The organism is Parafrankia elaeagni, from assembly GCF_000374165.1.
Taxonomy (GTDB): Bacteria; Actinomycetota; Actinomycetes; order Frankiales; family Frankiaceae; genus Parafrankia; species Parafrankia elaeagni.
Genome location: NZ_KB893734.1, coordinates 26,803 through 40,867, shown reverse-complemented (window position 1 = coordinate 40,867; position 14,065 = coordinate 26,803). Strand labels below are relative to the sequence as shown.

16 protein-coding genes are annotated in these 14,065 nt (G+C 72.8%); 3 read left to right on the top strand and 13 right to left on the bottom strand.

Going from position 1 to position 14,065, the window contains the following annotated elements:
• Nucleotides 1–17: 17 nt before the first annotated feature.
• Entirely contained in the window at nt 18–947 is a 930-nt protein-coding gene (locus B207_RS0119325; RefSeq protein ID WP_018638257.1) for an AraC family transcriptional regulator, read from the top strand.
• A 112-nt stretch (nt 948–1,059) separates the two neighbouring features.
• Entirely contained in the window at nt 1,060–2,034 is a 975-nt protein-coding gene (locus B207_RS0119320) for a hypothetical protein (protein ID WP_018638256.1), read from the top strand.
• Here the strand turns inward: B207_RS0119320 and B207_RS0119315 are convergent.
• Entirely contained in the window at nt 1,988–3,178 is a 1,191-nt protein-coding gene (locus B207_RS0119315; RefSeq protein WP_026311230.1) for an enoyl-CoA hydratase/isomerase family protein, read from the bottom strand. The genes B207_RS0119320 and B207_RS0119315 overlap by 47 nt on opposite strands.
• An 83-nt stretch (nt 3,179–3,261) precedes the next feature.
• On the opposite strand from B207_RS0119315, the gene B207_RS0119310 reads away from it, so the two are divergent.
• Nucleotides 3,262–4,932 carry an amidohydrolase family protein gene (locus tag B207_RS0119310; RefSeq protein ID WP_230205115.1) on the top strand — a complete coding sequence of 557 codons (1,671 nt, stop codon included), beginning with the start codon at nt 3,262–3,264 and terminating at the stop codon, nt 4,930–4,932.
• Between the two features lie 280 nt (nt 4,933–5,212).
• On the opposite strand, the gene B207_RS0119305 is transcribed toward B207_RS0119310, so the two are convergent.
• The 12 genes from B207_RS0119305 to B207_RS0119250 all read right to left on the bottom strand — a co-directional run bounded on the left by B207_RS0119305 (nt 5,213) and on the right by B207_RS0119250 (nt 13,963).
• Entirely contained in the window at nt 5,213–5,554 is a 342-nt protein-coding gene (locus B207_RS0119305) for an antibiotic biosynthesis monooxygenase family protein (protein WP_018638253.1), read from the bottom strand.
• A complete protein-coding gene (locus tag B207_RS0119300) occupies nt 5,551–5,874 on the bottom strand; it encodes an antibiotic biosynthesis monooxygenase family protein (protein WP_018638252.1) in 324 nt (107 codons plus the stop codon). The genes B207_RS0119305 and B207_RS0119300 overlap by 4 nt, the downstream gene beginning before the upstream one ends.
• Nucleotides 5,874–6,611 (bottom strand): SDR family NAD(P)-dependent oxidoreductase, encoded by a 738-nt coding sequence (locus B207_RS0119295; protein WP_018638251.1) that lies wholly within the window; start codon nt 6,609–6,611, stop codon nt 5,874–5,876. The genes B207_RS0119300 and B207_RS0119295 overlap by 1 nt, the downstream gene beginning before the upstream one ends.
• A gap of 84 nt (nt 6,612–6,695) precedes the next feature.
• On the bottom strand, nt 6,696–7,997 hold the full coding sequence (locus tag B207_RS0119290) for a beta-ketoacyl synthase N-terminal-like domain-containing protein (protein ID WP_018638250.1): 1,302 nt from the start codon (nt 7,995–7,997) through the stop codon (nt 6,696–6,698).
• Nucleotides 7,994–9,277, bottom strand: a complete 1,284-nt coding sequence (locus B207_RS0119285) for a beta-ketoacyl-[acyl-carrier-protein] synthase family protein (RefSeq protein ID WP_084692218.1) — start codon at nt 9,275–9,277, stop codon at nt 7,994–7,996. Before B207_RS0119285 ends, B207_RS0119290 begins: the two co-directional genes overlap by 4 nt.
• 77 nt (nt 9,278–9,354) lie before the next feature.
• Complete coding sequence (locus tag B207_RS0119280; RefSeq protein ID WP_018638248.1) at nt 9,355–9,777, bottom strand: cupin domain-containing protein; 423 nt, start codon at nt 9,775–9,777, stop codon at nt 9,355–9,357.
• A gap of 13 nt (nt 9,778–9,790) precedes the next feature.
• A complete protein-coding gene (locus B207_RS0119275) occupies nt 9,791–10,279 on the bottom strand; it encodes an SRPBCC family protein (protein WP_018638247.1) in 489 nt (162 codons plus the stop codon).
• A 112-nt stretch (nt 10,280–10,391) separates the two neighbouring features.
• Nucleotides 10,392–10,649 (bottom strand): acyl carrier protein, encoded by a 258-nt coding sequence (locus B207_RS0119270; RefSeq protein ID WP_026311229.1) that lies wholly within the window; start codon nt 10,647–10,649, stop codon nt 10,392–10,394.
• Nucleotides 10,650–11,240: 591 nt separating this feature from the next.
• Nucleotides 11,241–11,606 carry a TcmI family type II polyketide cyclase gene (locus tag B207_RS0119265; protein ID WP_018638245.1) on the bottom strand — a complete coding sequence of 122 codons (366 nt, stop codon included), beginning with the start codon at nt 11,604–11,606 and terminating at the stop codon, nt 11,241–11,243.
• Between the two features lie 323 nt (nt 11,607–11,929).
• Nucleotides 11,930–12,925, bottom strand: a complete 996-nt coding sequence (locus tag B207_RS0119260; protein ID WP_026311228.1) for a LuxR C-terminal-related transcriptional regulator — start codon at nt 12,923–12,925, stop codon at nt 11,930–11,932.
• Between the two features lie 62 nt (nt 12,926–12,987).
• On the bottom strand, nt 12,988–13,611 hold the full coding sequence (locus B207_RS0119255) for a GTP-binding protein (RefSeq protein ID WP_026311227.1): 624 nt from the start codon (nt 13,609–13,611) through the stop codon (nt 12,988–12,990).
• Complete coding sequence (locus tag B207_RS0119250; protein WP_018638242.1) at nt 13,592–13,963, bottom strand: DUF742 domain-containing protein; 372 nt, start codon at nt 13,961–13,963, stop codon at nt 13,592–13,594. The genes B207_RS0119255 and B207_RS0119250 overlap by 20 nt, the downstream gene beginning before the upstream one ends.
• Nucleotides 13,964–14,065 lie beyond the last annotated feature (102 nt).

The following is a 14,065-nucleotide window of genomic DNA, read 5'->3' as shown; positions in this document are numbered from 1 at the left end:
TTGTACGCTTCACCGCCATGACATCCCCAGCACACCTGTCCGGGGGGCCGGGAGAATCGTCCGCGCTGGTTGACCTGCGTCGTGGCGGCGGCGCGGTCGGGGGCAGCCATCCGTACGAGGGAGAACGGCTCGTCACCGGCTGGCACGCGCACGACCTGCACCAGATCGAGTACGCGATCGCCGGTGTGGTGGAGGTCGAGACCTCCACCGCGCACTATCTCCTGCCTCCGCAGCAGGCCGCCTGGATCCCGGCCGGGCTGGCGCACCAGGCCACGATGAACACCGCGACCCGCACCGTCGCGGTGATGTTCGACCCGGCCGTCGTCCCCAGCCCCGGCGATCGGGCGCGGATCCTGGCGGTCTCCCCACTCATCCGGGAAATGATCATCTATTCGCTGCGCTGGCCGATCACGCGGACCGCGGCCGACAGCGTGGCGGACGAGTTCTTCCGCGCCCTGGGCCACCTGGTCGCCGAGGCCCTCGACCACGAGGCACCGCTGTGCCTTCCGACCTCGGCAGACCCGGTCCTGTCCAGGGCCATGGCCTACACCCGGGCGCATCTCGGCGCGGTGACGGTCGGGGAGGTCAGCGGAGCCGTCGGAGTCTCGGAGCGTTCGCTGCGCCGCCAGTTCCGCGCCACGCTGGGGCTGTCCTGGCGCAGCTACCTGCTCCAGGCCCGCATTCTGCGGGCGATGGAGCTCTTCTCGGTGCCCGGGCGATCGGTGCTGGAGGTGGCCACAGCCGTCGGCTTCGACAACGGCAGCGCGTTCGCCCGGGCCTTCACCCAGTACTGCGGGGAGACACCGTCGGCCTACCAGCGCCGCGTCGGCACCGCCCGGCCCGCCCGGCCCGGGGCCCACCCGCACACGGCCTGGGGGCAACGCCCGGCGGCCGTCACCCGCCCGCCCGCACCTGCCGGTAGCGGCACCGCGCTACCAGCCCGTTAGGGGCGCGCTACCGGCTCGGGCGATCGTTCCCGGCGTCAGAAGCCGCGGCGGGAACCAGTCCGCCGCGGCCCCCGGGGAACAGCCCGACCGCGCCAGGGAAAGGCCGACCATAATGCCCATCGATGCGCCGCAGTACAACGGGATAGCCGCCACCGACTACCTGCGGGAACTCCTGGACCTGTTCGAGAACGCGAACATCGGGATCATGGTCACCCGCTTCGACGGGGCCGTCAGACGGGCGAACCCGGCGCAGCGCCGGATCGCCGGCTGGGCCCCGTCGGACGCGGCCGGGCCAGCGGGCACGGCCACGTCATCAGGCACGGCCACGTCATCAGGCACGGCCAGGCCGTCGGGCACGGCCAGGCCGTCGGCCCGCACGCTCCTCGGCGACGACGTGTGGGAGCAGGTGACCGCCGCGGCGGTCGACGGGCACGCCCTGCACAACGTGGCGGTCGACCTGCGGCGGGCGGACGGGTCGACGGTGGCCGCCCTGCTCGACGCCAACGGCGATGCCGACGGGGGCGTTCTCCGTCTGGTCACCCGCCCCGCGTTCAGTGGATCCCTGCCGGGGCCGGATGAGGCCGACACGCGGGCGTGGCACAAGCAGTGGAGCCAGACCGAGGTCGGACCGCTCCTCGGCGGGCTCGGCGAGACAGCGGTCACCGCGCTGACGAAGGAGCTGGAGGACCTCTTCGAGCTGCTGCCCGTGCCCCTGCACGGCATGGCCCGCACCGCCGAGGTCAGGCGGACCAACCTGATCCACCTGGCGTTCCTCGGCTGCGCCGAGGAGCCCACCAGGTTCGTCGGGCAGAACCTGCTCGGCATCTTCGCCGTCGAGGAGGATCTGGTCGCACTCGGCGAGTCGATGACCGTCGACAACGCCATCCTGAACTACCCGACCACGATCCGCCGTCTCGACGGCACCCTGCTGCCCATGCAGGTCTACTCCAGCACGGTGACCCGCGACGGCGAGTTCGTCGGCACCCGCTGCTTCCTCTTCTTCACCGACGCGTCGGACGCCCCCGACGGCCCCCGGCCGTTCACCGCCCGCCCGGTTCCGGCGACGGTGGACGGGTATCGCCGCTGACCGGCCGGACGTCGTCGACCAGCCCCCACGCGGCAGCGGCCGCGGTGCCGAGCGCCCAGCCGGTCAACGACAGAAAGGCGGTACGCTCCCGGCCCACCCGGCGGACGATGCTGGACGTCCCGCCGGCCCCGGGAATGAGCCCCATCGCCAGCTCGGGCAGCCGGAACGTGGTCCGCGGGTCGGCGACCACCCGGCGGGCGAACGCGGGGACCTCGACTCCAGCGCCCACGCACGTCCCGTGCACGTAGGCCGTTGTCAGGTCGGCGCACCGCAGCAGGGCCATCGGGATGCTGCGGGACGTCCGCACGGCATGGCCGACGGCCGGGTCGGGGAGCGTGCCGAACTCCGAGAGATCCCCGCCGCTGCAGAAGGTCGGGCCGACACCCCGCAGCCGCACGGCGCTGACGCCGGGATCGCCGGCGGCCAGGGCGAACGCCTGGACCAGGCCGTCGCGCAGGTCCCGGCTGACAGCGTTGCGCACCTGCGGACGGTTCAGCTCGACCCACAGCTCGTCGCCGTCACGATCGACGAGGACGGCCGGCGCGGTGGGCACCGGAGAGGCCCCGGAGACACCGGGGACACCGGGGACACCGGAGGCGCCCGCCGCCGCCGATGCCGCCGCGCGGCGCGCCCGGGCCGCACGGTGGCCGGCGAGCCAGGCCGCGAACTCGGTGCCGGCCTGCAGGGTGGAGTAGACGAACGACTCCGCGATCACCGCGTCCCGGACATCGAGGCCCGCCGAGTACCGCACGAGCTGCGTGAACGCCACCGAGGCCGCCGGCACGGCGCGGGTCATGGCGGCGATCGCCGCGAGCGCCTCCGCCGTCCCGCCGGGCTGGCCGTCACTCCCCCGGCCCACCGGGCCGACCCAGGGCGCCGGCGGCTCGGACTGATCGGTCAGCAGGATGTCGAAGCCCGCGGTCTCGATCCCCGGGGGGAGGTCCGACAGGTCGGGGGCGACACCCACCAGCACGCACGGCAGCCACCGGGCGAGCGCGCCGACCTCGACCGCCCGCGGCCCCCGGGTCCGGACCGCGAGCAGCGGACTCCCGTTGTACGCCGCGAACATCTCGGGGTCGGCACGCAGCGCGACCAGCGCCTCCTCCGGCTCCAGGACGGCGGGCGCTGTGCAGGCGGTGTTCACCGTGCCCACCGTACGGATTCCGTACGCTCGGCATGCCCGTTCACCGCTCATCGTTCACCGGCCCGCCAGACGAGGTGATCTCCGTGCTGGTCCGACGCGCCGAGATCCTCGCGGCCCCATCCGCCGTCGGCGTCGGCCCCGGCCCGGGAACGGCGCGGACCGGTCTGGTGGACGTCCGCCTCGCCGGGGGGACCGTCGCCGAGATCGGGCCGCCGGGGCGGCGTCTGGACCGGCACCCCGGCGAGGAGGAGGTCGACGCCGCCGGCGGCGCGCTGCTGCCCGGCCTGCACGATCATCACCTGCACCTGATGTCACTGGCCGCGTCGATGGCCTCGGTGTTCCTCGGGCCGCCCGCGGTCACCGACGCGCGGGAGTTCGCCGAGCGGCTGGGTGAGGCCGCCGGCGCCGCGCGCAGGTCACCCCACGGCGGCTGGGTGCGCGGCATCGGCTACCACCCGGCCACGGCGGGGGATCTCGACCGCTGGGCCCTCGACGCCCTCACCGGCGACGTACCGACCAGGGTGCAGCATCGCGGCGGTGCGCTGTGGGTGCTCAACTCGGCCGCGCTGCGCGAGGTCGGCCTAAGCCCGCACGCCGGCACCGGAGCCAGCGCTGGAGCCGGCGAGGGGATCGAGCGGACCCCGGCCGGGACGCCCACCGGCCGTCTGTGGCGGCTCGACAGCTGGCTTGCCGCCCGGGTCCCGCGCGTCGCGGTCGATCTCGGAGCGCTCGGCCAGGCCGCGCTGGCAGCAGGGGTCACCGGCTTCACCGATGCCACGCCCGAGCGGCGGCCCTCCGATCGAGCCGCACTCGCGGAGGCGGTGGCCGCGGGGGTGCTGCCGCAGCGCCTCACCCTGATGCGCTCCTGCGCGGAGACAGCGGAGACAGAGCGGCCCGTCCGGCCCGAGACCCCTGGCTCGGACGGGGCGCGGGCACCGGGCGGTACGGCGGAAGGGCCCGGCTCACGGCGGCAGCCCCGGCTCACGGCGGGGCCACTGAAGATCATGCTGGACGACACCGATCTGCCGGACCCGGACAGCCTCGCCGAGCGGATCCGGGCGGCCCACCGGTCCGGCGTGCCAGTGGCCGTGCACTGCGTGACCCGGGTCCAGCTCGTGGTGGCCCTCGCGGCGATCGAGTCCGCCCGGTCCCGCGTCGGTGACGGCCCCGCCAGCCCGACCGGATCGACCGGATCGACCGGCCCGAGCAGCCCGAGCAGCCCGAGCAGCCTGGTGCCAGGCCGGCCGGCCGACCGGATCGAGCACGGGGCGGTGATCCCCCCGGAGCTGGCCGCGCTCATCCGCGCGGCCGGGCTGACCGTCGTCACGCAGCCGAACTTCGTGGCCGAGCGCGGCGACGCCTACCTGGCCGAGGTCGACCCGGACGACATCCCCTGGCTCTACCCGTGCCGGTCACTGCTCGCCGCCGGCATCGCCGTCGCCGCCGGGACCGACGCGCCGTTCGGCCACCCGGACCCGTGGCGGGCCGTCCGGGCCGCCGTCCACCGGCGCACCCCCGCCGGCACCCTGCTCGGGGCGGCCGAGCGGGTGGACGGACGCACCGCCCTCGACCTGTTCCTCGGTCCCCCCGACGACCCTGCCCGGCCGCGCCGGATCACCCAGGGCATGCCGGCGGACCTGTGCCTGCTTCGCCTCCCCCTCGACGAGGCGCTGACCGACCCGCAGGCCACGGACGTCGTCGCCACGTTCGTCGATGGCACGCTCGCCTACTCCTCCGGCTCCGCCGGGCTCTGAACGGCACCGAGATGCCCACGCTCGGGCTCGGCGTCACCTTCGGCTGGCCTTGGCCTGGAGGGAACTGGTCACGACCGCGGCCGAGGCCGCCGGCTGAGCGGCACTGCTCACTCATCGGGCCTGGCGGCAGAGGCCCGGCGGCAGACGCCCGACGACAGCGAGGGCTGACTGCGCACGCACCACTGGCCCGGCGGGGCGGTGGGAGGTCTCCCGCCGCCCCGGCCGGGCCAGGCATGCCCCCGCGGGTGTCAGGGTGCCCCGCGGGTGTCCGTCAGGTGGTTCAGATGCCGTCCGGGCCGGTGAAGGGGCCGTCCGGGCCGTAGGCGGCGACCTCGGTGTAGATGACCGCCCGCATCTCCGGGTCCTGCAACGGCCGCAGCGGGGAGGTTGCCGGCTTGTGCTCGGCGCCGGACTCCCATGCCGCGAACTCGGCCATGCTCGTCCACTCGCTGACCACCGCGAACCGGGAGGGCTCCGCCGCCGAGCGCAGCAGACGGTTGCCGAGCAGGCCGGGCGTGCCGACGAGCTTGGAGCTGATCTCGTGGTAGGCCCGTTCCACCGCGCCGGGGTCGCCGGCCGGTTCCACCGCCCAGAGCATCACCCGGACCCGGCCGCCGGTCATGTGGCCGCCGCGCCCGGCAGGTGGGCGAGCACCGTCCCGGTCACCATCGAGCCGCTGGCGCGCAGCGGGTGCAGGATCTTCCGGTGCTCGAGGTGGCCCGGGCTCTGCTCGAACTCCCGGAACTGCGCCTCGTCCACCCAGTCACTGATGATGACGTAGGTGCTCGCCTCGTCCTCGGAGCGGATCAGCCACTGGCCGAGGTTGGCCGGGTGGTTGGTGACCCCGTCCCCGATCCGCAGCCAGGTCTGCTCGAACTCCTGCTCCCGGCCGGGGTGGATGTGCATCGTCAGGATGATGCGGAACGGCTGCGGGTGACCCATCAGATGCCTCCGTCGACCGTGAAGGTGGCGCCGTTGACGTAGCCGGAGACGTCGCTGGCGAGGAACAGCACGACGGCGGCGACCTCGTGGGCCTCGCCGAGCCGGCCGAGCGGGATGCGGTTGGTGTAGGCGGTGCGGGCGGCCTCGGGCATGCCGGCGGCCTGGTCGGTCTCGATGACGCCCGGGGAGACCAGGTTGACCCGGATGCCCTTGGTGCCGAGCTCCTTGGAGAGCGAGCGGGTGAGGCCGATGAGGCCGGTCTTCGCCGCGGTGTAGTGGGCGCGCAGCGGCACGCCGACGAGCCCGGCGCCGGAGCCGATGTTGACCACGGTGCCGGAGTCGCCGAGCAGCTCGAGCGCGCCCTGGGTGACCAGGTGGGTGGCGGTGAGGTTGGTGGTCAGGACCTGCGTCCACGCCTCGAGCGGCAACTGCGCGTACGGGATGTGGCTGATCGTCCCGACGCTGTTGACGACGATGTCGAGGCCGCCGAGATGGGCCCTGGTCGCCTCGATCAGCTTGGTGATCTGCGCGGGGTCGGCGACGTCGGCCTGCACCAGCAGGTGGTCGTTGCCGGTGGCCTTGAGCTCGAGGCGCAGGCTCTCCGCCTCCTCGGTCTCGCGCTGGTGACCGACGACGACGGTGGCGCCGGCCTGGGCGAGCCCCAGGACGACGGACCGGCCGATACCGCGCGTGCCACCGGTGACCAGGGCACGCTTGCCGGCCAGGTCTGGAAACATCAGTGTTCCTCTCTACCTCTTACGGAGATGTGACGATCTGTGGGGTGGGGTGCGCCCGTGGGATGGATGGGTGCGCCCGTGTGGTCAGTCGGCGTCGACGGACCGCAGCACGAGCGAGCTGTTGAAGCCGCCGTGGCCGCGTGCGTTGACCAGCGCGACCCTGACCCGGCCCTCCCGCGGAACCCGCACGAGGTCCAGCCCGTGGGCGGGGTCCGGGTCGTCGAGGTTGCCGACGGCGGGGATCACCCCGTCCCGGATGGACAGCAGCGCCGTCGCCGCGGCCACCGCGGAACCACCGGCGCAGAGGCGTCCGATCAGCCCCTGCGGGGCGGTGACCGGCACGGCACCGGCGCCGAAGACCTCGCGGAGGGCCTGCGCCTCCAGCGCGTCGAGATCCGGCGAGCCGGCGCCGTCGGCGAACACGACGTCGACGTCGGCGGGCCGCAGGCCGGCGTCGGCGAGCGCGCGCCGCATCGCCGTGGCCAGCCAGCGGGCGTCCCCGGGGGCTTCCTCGTGGTGCGTGCCGTCGTGGGTGGCGGCGTAGCCGGCGATCTCGCCGTAGACCCTGGCGCCGCGGCGGGCGGCACTGGCCGGGTCCTCGACGAGGAGCGTCGCGCCGCCCTCGCCGGGCAGGTAGCCGTTGGCGCGGGTGTCGAACGGCTTGTAGCCGGCTGTCGGGTCGGCGGCGGTGCTGACCCGTCCGCTGCTGAGATGGCAGGTCACCGCGTAGGGCGTCAGGCCGCACTCGGCGCCGCCGGCGAGCACGGTCGAGGTGCCGCGCCGGATCGTGCGCCGCGCCTGGGCCAGGCTGTCCAGGCCGCCGGCGCCGTCGCTGACCAGCACACCGGACGGTCCCTTGAGCCCGTGCCGGATCGAGGTCTGGCCGGTCGTCGCCGCGTAGAACCAGGCGATCGACTGGTAGACGCTGACGGCGGTGCGCCCGCGGGTCCACAGCCGGGACAGCTCCCGCTGGCCGAAGTCGTTGCCTCCGGACCCGGCGCCGAACACGACGGACGTCTCGAAGGCGTCGTGCTCGGCCGGGTCGTAGGCGGCGTCGGCCATCGCCAGCCGGGACGCGGCCATGCCGAGCCAGGTCCACCGGTCCGTCTGGACGATGTAACGGTGGTCGACGAAGTCCTCGGCGACGAACCCGGGGATCTCGCCCGCGAGGTGGATGTCGTAGCGCCCGGCGTCGAAGCGGGTGATCGGTGCCACCCGCAGCTCGCCGCGCAGTGTCGACGCCCAGTGTTCCTCGACGCCGATGCCGCTCGGTGTGATGACGCCGAGCCCGGTGATGACCGGGCGCACCCGCGCCCCGGCCCGCCCGCCGTCGGCCTCCCGGCCGGCGGTGGCCGCCGGGCCCGCGGCGGTGTCGAGAACGGTCATGGTGTCTCCGCCGCGGCGAGCACGATCGCCGACTGGAACCCGCCGAACCCGCTGCCGACCGACAGCGCGACGTCGACCTGGTGGTCGCGGGCGATGTTCGGGACGTAGTCGAGGTCGCACTCGGGATCGCGGGTCGTCCAGTTCGCGGTGGGCGGCACGACGTTGTGCTCGATCGCCAGCGCGCAGGCGGCGAGCTCGATCGATCCGATGGCGCCCAGCGAGTGGCCGACCATGGACTTGATCGAGCTGACCGGCACCTGGTAGGCGTGCGCCCCCAGGGACCGCTTGAACGCGGCGGTCTCGTGCCGGTCGTTCTGCTTGGTGCCCGAACCGTGGGCGTTGACGTAGTCCACCGCGGTCGGGTCGAGGCGGGCCTGGTCGAGGGCGATCCGGATCGACTCGGCCATCTCCACACCGTCGGGGCGCAGGCCGGTCATGTGGAAGGCGTTCGACCGGGAGGCGTAGCCGCCGACCTCACAGTAGATGTGGGCGCCGCGCGCGCGGGCGCTCTCCAGCTCCTCCAGGATGAGGACGGCGCTGCCCTCACCCATCACGAAGCCGTCCCGGCTGGCGTCGAACGGCCGGGAGGCGTGCTCGGCGTCGTCGTTGCGCGCCGAGGTGGCCCGGATCGCGTCGAAGCAGGCGATCGAGATCGGGGAGAGCGGGGCGTCCGACGCCCCGGCGATCACGATGTCCGCCTCACCGTCAACAATGAGCTGGTGCCCGTAGCCGACGGCGTCGATACCGGACGTGCAGCCGGTGGAGACGACGAAGGACGGCCCGTGCGCGCCGAAGCGGCACGCGATCTCCGTCGCCAGGCAGCTCGGCACCAGTGCGTGGTAGAGGAACGAGCTCGCGTAGCGCGGGTCGACCTCCCACAGCTTGCCGCTGTCGCTGACGACGACGTACTCGTTCTCCAGCCGGCTGGTCGCCCCGACCGCGCTGCCCATGCTGACCCCGACCACCGGGCCGTCGCCCGGCTCGCGCTCACCGCTGACCACGCCCTCGCCGGCGGCGAAGCCGAGGTCGAGGCCGCTGTCGGCGACCGCCTCGATCGCCGCGGCCAGCGCGAACTGCACGAACCGGTCGTTGCGCGCGATCTCCTGGCGGGTGAGACCGGCGGCGAGTGGGTCGAAGTCGCACTCGGCGGCGATCTGCGAGCGGAACGGGGCGGGGTCGAAGAAGGACAGCCGCCGGGTGGCCGTGCGGCCGTCGGTGAGCAGTGTCCAGAATTCCTTACGGCTCGAGCCACCAGGCGCGACGACGCCGATCCCGGTCACCACGGTGCGGCGCGGACCCCCGCCCCTGGACGCCGGCCCGAGGGCGCCGTCCGGCCGCGACCGCCTGATCGCTTCGCTCACGGCTGCTGCTCGGGCAGCGGTTCGGTGTCGACGTGGCCCAGGTCCGGCCGCGGCGCAAGCGGGCTGAGGTGGAACACGAGGAAGGCCACCTCGTCACCGGTGTTCACGATCCGGTGCCGCATGCCGATCGGGATCAGCAGGCCGTGCTCGGCCGACAGGGCGGTGTGCTCACCGTCCAGACGGGCGGTCACCGACCCGGAGACGCAGTAGAGGAACTCCTCCGAGTAGGGGTGCCAGTGCTCGGTCACCACCTCCTCGGGCTGGAGGGTGAGCGTTCCCAGGAAGCCGGACTTGGCGCCGACCGTCGCCGGCGAGAGCAGCGTGCGGATGTCGCCGCCGCGACGCCGGTTGGCGGGAACGTCGTGGATCGACACGACCTTGGGGACCGTCAGGGATGCGGACGTGGTTGCGGTGCTCACCGGGGTTGACTCCTCAGACCTGTTCGGGGATCTGGCTCGCTGCCTGCGCGGACGCGCCGGCGGCCCGCTCGACCTTGTCGCGGATGGAGGCCATCTCGCGGGGGGTGTTGGTGTTGATGCGGTTGGTCATCTGCTCGTCGTTCGCCGGCGCCGACGGCTTCATGTGGAAGTCCTGGACCCACCGCATCCGGGTCCCGGTGCCCTCCGGCACGTACGTCCACTCGATGTGCATGTACTCGAACGGGCCGGTCTCCACGCGGTAGGCGCGGACCTTGTGGTTCGCCGGGTCGAGGACCCGCTCGGAAACCCAGCTCCACGCCGTGCCCGACTCGTCCGGGTGCATCGTGAGCCGGAACCTGAACGTGTTGTCGGTCTTCTCGATGATCTCCACCGAGGCGTACTCGGTGAAGAGCTCGGGCCACGACTCCAGGTCGTTCGTCATCGACCAGACGAGGTCGATGTCGGCATTGATGAAAATCGAGTTGTCGGTGTGTCCGCTCACGTCTTTCTCCGGTCTGCTGGCAGCGTGAAGAAGGGGGTTCGCGACGGCACCCGGCGCGCGGCACACAGCCGGCCGAAACGCGCGGCCGGTGTTTCGGTGCCATCGGCGCGACTCAGGCGGGCTCGGGCTCCAGAAGGGCGTTGTTCACGGTTCCCAGGATGTCGGCGAGCGTGTATCCCTCGGGCGCCTCGTTCGGCAGCTCGACGTCGAAACGCGCCTGCACCTCGGCCTGGAGCTGCAGATAGGCGAGAGAGTCGAGGCCGATGTCGGTGAACGTCACGTCGAGGTCGACGGGCAGGTCCTCCGGCGGAAGACCAGCCTGCTCGACCAGGAATCCCAGAAGCTCGTCAGCGGTCCACTGCATTGACATGTGCCGTATTCCTTCCACATTTTCCGCGTTCACGGGGCACGGTTGTGACATGAAACTCAGCGGCGGTGCCATGCATCCGGCCGGCCGGCGGGGCGGCCCGGTGGTTCGGTCGCGCGACGACGTGACGGCCCGGAGGCGCGGTCGCCCGACGGCACGGACAGACCGCGATGCGGCGGGCCGTCCTGCTGCCATGCCACCGCGCGACCGGGCGACGTCGACCGGCAGGGCGGGATCCGGGGGCCACCGGTTCCGACGGGGAGGTGCGGCAGCAGGGGTGCCGACGCCACCAGCGGCGGGCCCGGGCTGCCCGGGCGCGCGTCGCTGCGGCACGGGCAGATCTGGGCCGGATGGTGGGCCGTCAGGCGCCTCGCCGGCGGCGGCGTGCGGCAGGCCGGGCGCCGGCGGACGCGGACGGTGCGTCCGCCCACGGTCGCGGGCCCTGTCCGGGCCGGGCGGGCCGGACGGCTTCCACGGCGGGTGGCCGGCGGCCGCCGGCCAGGGGCCGAGGGCCGCGGCCACCCGGCGGGGGCTGGCGTCCACGCCCGGTGCGGTGCGCACGGCTGGTCCTGCACGGCGGGCCCCGACGGGCGCCTAGTCCGCGAGCCAGGTGTAGAAGCTGCGTGCCATCGCGTCCCGCGGGCCGCGCCAGGTCTGCGGGTCGTAGGCGGCGATGTACTTCTCCAGCTTGCTGTTCACATCGAGGAAGAGCGGATGGTCCCGCACCGGCGGCAGCGTCCCTCTGATGTCCGCCCGGCTCTCGATGAGATGGAAGTACAGGCCGTGAAACTCGAACAGGTCACGCCGGGCGACCCCGACCAGATGGGGTAGCTCACCGGCATCCGACTCCGCGAAGACATCGGCGACCGCACCGGCGTCCTCGGGATTCATACGGGCGACGATCAGCGTCCGCTGGGTGGGCGTGCTCTGGTTCGGAACCGAGGCGGATTCCGTCGGCACTCGATCTCCTCTTTCGGAGTCAGGTTGAACAGGCTGCGCCGAGCGCTCGCAGACATGTCGCCCGCCGCCGGCCGACCCGAGGATCCCGGAAGCCGGCGTCGGCCGCGTTCGGCATGGACACACGCGTGGCCGGTCTCGCGCGTCCGCCGGTCGGCGGCACCCCCTGACATGTTCCTGCTGTGGTGGTACGTGTCAGGTCTGCACAATTCCGGTCGCTCATCGGAATCATGCGTCGCTTCGACACTTCTGTCCGCCAAACCAGCTGGCAGGAAGTTGCCCTGACCATCTACTGCCAACGTGGGAACCAGGTCACCACAACATGGCTACAACCATCCTCGCCGGGCCGCGACCGTGCCGGCCTGAAAGCGGCTGCGCGCATCGAGGCGCATCATCAGGTCCGCGACCATGCGCCGGACTGTGCGCACGGACACCCCCAGGTGCCGCGCGGCCGCCTCGTCCTTGACGCCCAGGCTCAGCAGCCGCAGCAGCAGGCGCTCGGTGTCGTTGGGCCGGTCATCGGCCCCGTCGGCCGAGTCGGCGCCGTTCACCACCAGCGGCTCGGCGGTCTCCCAGACCTGCTCGAACAGTTGGGTGACCAGGCTCGCCAGGGCAGGCGAGCGCACGACCAGCGCAAGCGGGTCCGCACCGAGGGAGGCGAACTGGACGAGGCCGATCCGGCCGTCGACCGTCATCGCGTCGATGCGGGGATCGTCGGAGAGGCGCGCCTCCAGGCCGTGCGACGCCACCGTCCGGACGTAGCCGCCGCCGGTCTCGTCCGTGCTGACCGTGCGGGGCAGGACACTGCGCATCGACACGCCGCGCCGCAGCGCGCGCAGTTCGACCGGCAGGACCTCGGCGGTCAGCGACGGGGGCAGGCCCTGGTGGGTGTGCAGGGCCAGCACCTCCTTCTCCGCCCGGCCGAGGAGGGTGAGCAGCTCCACCCGGGCCTGGTCGGCGCTGTCGATGTGCTCGACCTCCGCGCCGTCCCCGCCGGGCCGGTTGTCCAGGTACTCCGAGACGAAGGTGTTGACCTGCGCGCGTGCCCGGACCAGCCGCTCGTGGCGGCGGATCAGCGCCTCGTGCTGGGCCTGGAGCAGGTGTTCGAGACCGGCTTCCGGATGGACGGCCACCAGGTGGCCGGGGCGCTCGGTCGACGGCAGCAGCAGCGACAGCTCGACGAGCCGATCCCGTGATCGGCGGACCGTCCCGGCCGCCTGGCCGACCGCGGTGGCTACGCCGTCGACATCCATCTCAGGATGTCTCAGCCACAGCCGATAGGCGGCAAGCGTGACGTCGTCAAGTCCGAGGAACTCGAGCAAGGTCCCTTTCCCGGTTCGGATCGACGGATCCGCGGGCGCCGCGGCGGCACGCGCGGGGACGCTCACCGGGAGCCGGTCGGCAGCCCCGGGCGCTGGCTTTCCGCCGACACCACCTCCAGCGCATGCCGTACGAGAGCGATGAGCGACTGACGGACGGACTCCCGCTGACGGGCGTCGCAGAGCACCATCGGACGGCGCGGGTCCAGGTCCAGAGCAGCCCGGATGTCCTCACTGCGGTACTGGCGGGCGCCGTCGAAGTGGTTCAGCGCGATGAGGAACGGGATGTCGCGCTCCTCGAAGTAGTCGATCGCCGGGAACGAGTCGGCGAGGCGCCGGGTGTCGACCAGCACGACCGCGCCGATCGCTCCGAGGACCAGCTCGTCCCACATGAACCAGAAACGGTCCTGGCCAGGCGTCCCGAACAGGTACAGAATGACACTGTCGACCAGGGTGATGCGGCCGAAGTCCATGGCCACCGTGGTCGTCGTCTTCGAGGCCACGGCGCTGGTGTCGTCGACACCGATACTCGCGGCCGTCATCGCCGCCTCGGTGGTGAGCGGCGGAATCTCGCTCACAGCACCGACGAACGTCGTCTTCCCTACTCCGAAACCTCCGGCCACGATGATTTTGACCGGATGCGGCGCTGGTGTTTCGGCCGCTCGGGCCCTAGAGAGCCTGGAGTCCACTGAGCACCTTCTCGATAATCGCCACGCTGGGGCGGTCCGATGGTTGTTCGGGCCGGTGCACACTCACCAGCCCAGCATCGAGCATGTCGCCGACAAGTACGCGCGCGACTCCGACCGGGAGGTTGAGCCGGGCGGAGATCTCGACGACCGACTGGAGCCGGTGGCAGAGCACGGCGATGGCGCGCTGCTCCGGTTCCAGCGTGTTGGCCAGTGCGCGGCCCTGCGGTGAGGTGGTCACCAAGGCCACCAGATCGAGAGCCCGGTTGCTGGGACGAGTACGCCCCCCCGTGACGGCGTAGGGCCGCACCACCGGCCCGGCATCGTCGTCGAACCATTCCTCATCCCCTGACAACGCGGTCCTCCTGCCTTGGATCGGTCATGTGCCGGCGGTCGGCGCGACACGGGCCCGGGCCCCCGTGGGATGGAGGCCCGGGCGGGTCGTGGCGTGCCGTCC

What these genes read in the sequence shown, in the direction of transcription:
- B207_RS0119325 (WP_018638257.1), top strand. Translation starts at nt 18, where the DNA reads ATGACATCCCCAGCACACCTGTCCGGGGGGCCGGGAGAATCGTCCGCG.
- B207_RS0119320 (WP_018638256.1), top strand. Translation starts at nt 1,060, where the DNA reads ATGCCCATCGATGCGCCGCAGTACAACGGGATAGCCGCCACCGACTAC.
- B207_RS0119305 (WP_018638253.1), bottom strand. Translation starts at nt 5,554, where the DNA reads ATGACCGGCGGCCGGGTCCGGGTGATGCTCTGGGCGGTGGAACCGGCC.
- B207_RS0119300 (WP_018638252.1), bottom strand. Translation starts at nt 5,874, where the DNA reads ATGGGTCACCCGCAGCCGTTCCGCATCATCCTGACGATGCACATCCAC.
- B207_RS0119295 (WP_018638251.1), bottom strand. Translation starts at nt 6,611, where the DNA reads ATGTTTCCAGACCTGGCCGGCAAGCGTGCCCTGGTCACCGGTGGCACG.
- B207_RS0119290 (WP_018638250.1), bottom strand. Translation starts at nt 7,997, where the DNA reads ATGACCGTTCTCGACACCGCCGCGGGCCCGGCGGCCACCGCCGGCCGG.
- B207_RS0119270 (WP_026311229.1), bottom strand. Translation starts at nt 10,649, where the DNA reads ATGTCAATGCAGTGGACCGCTGACGAGCTTCTGGGATTCCTGGTCGAG.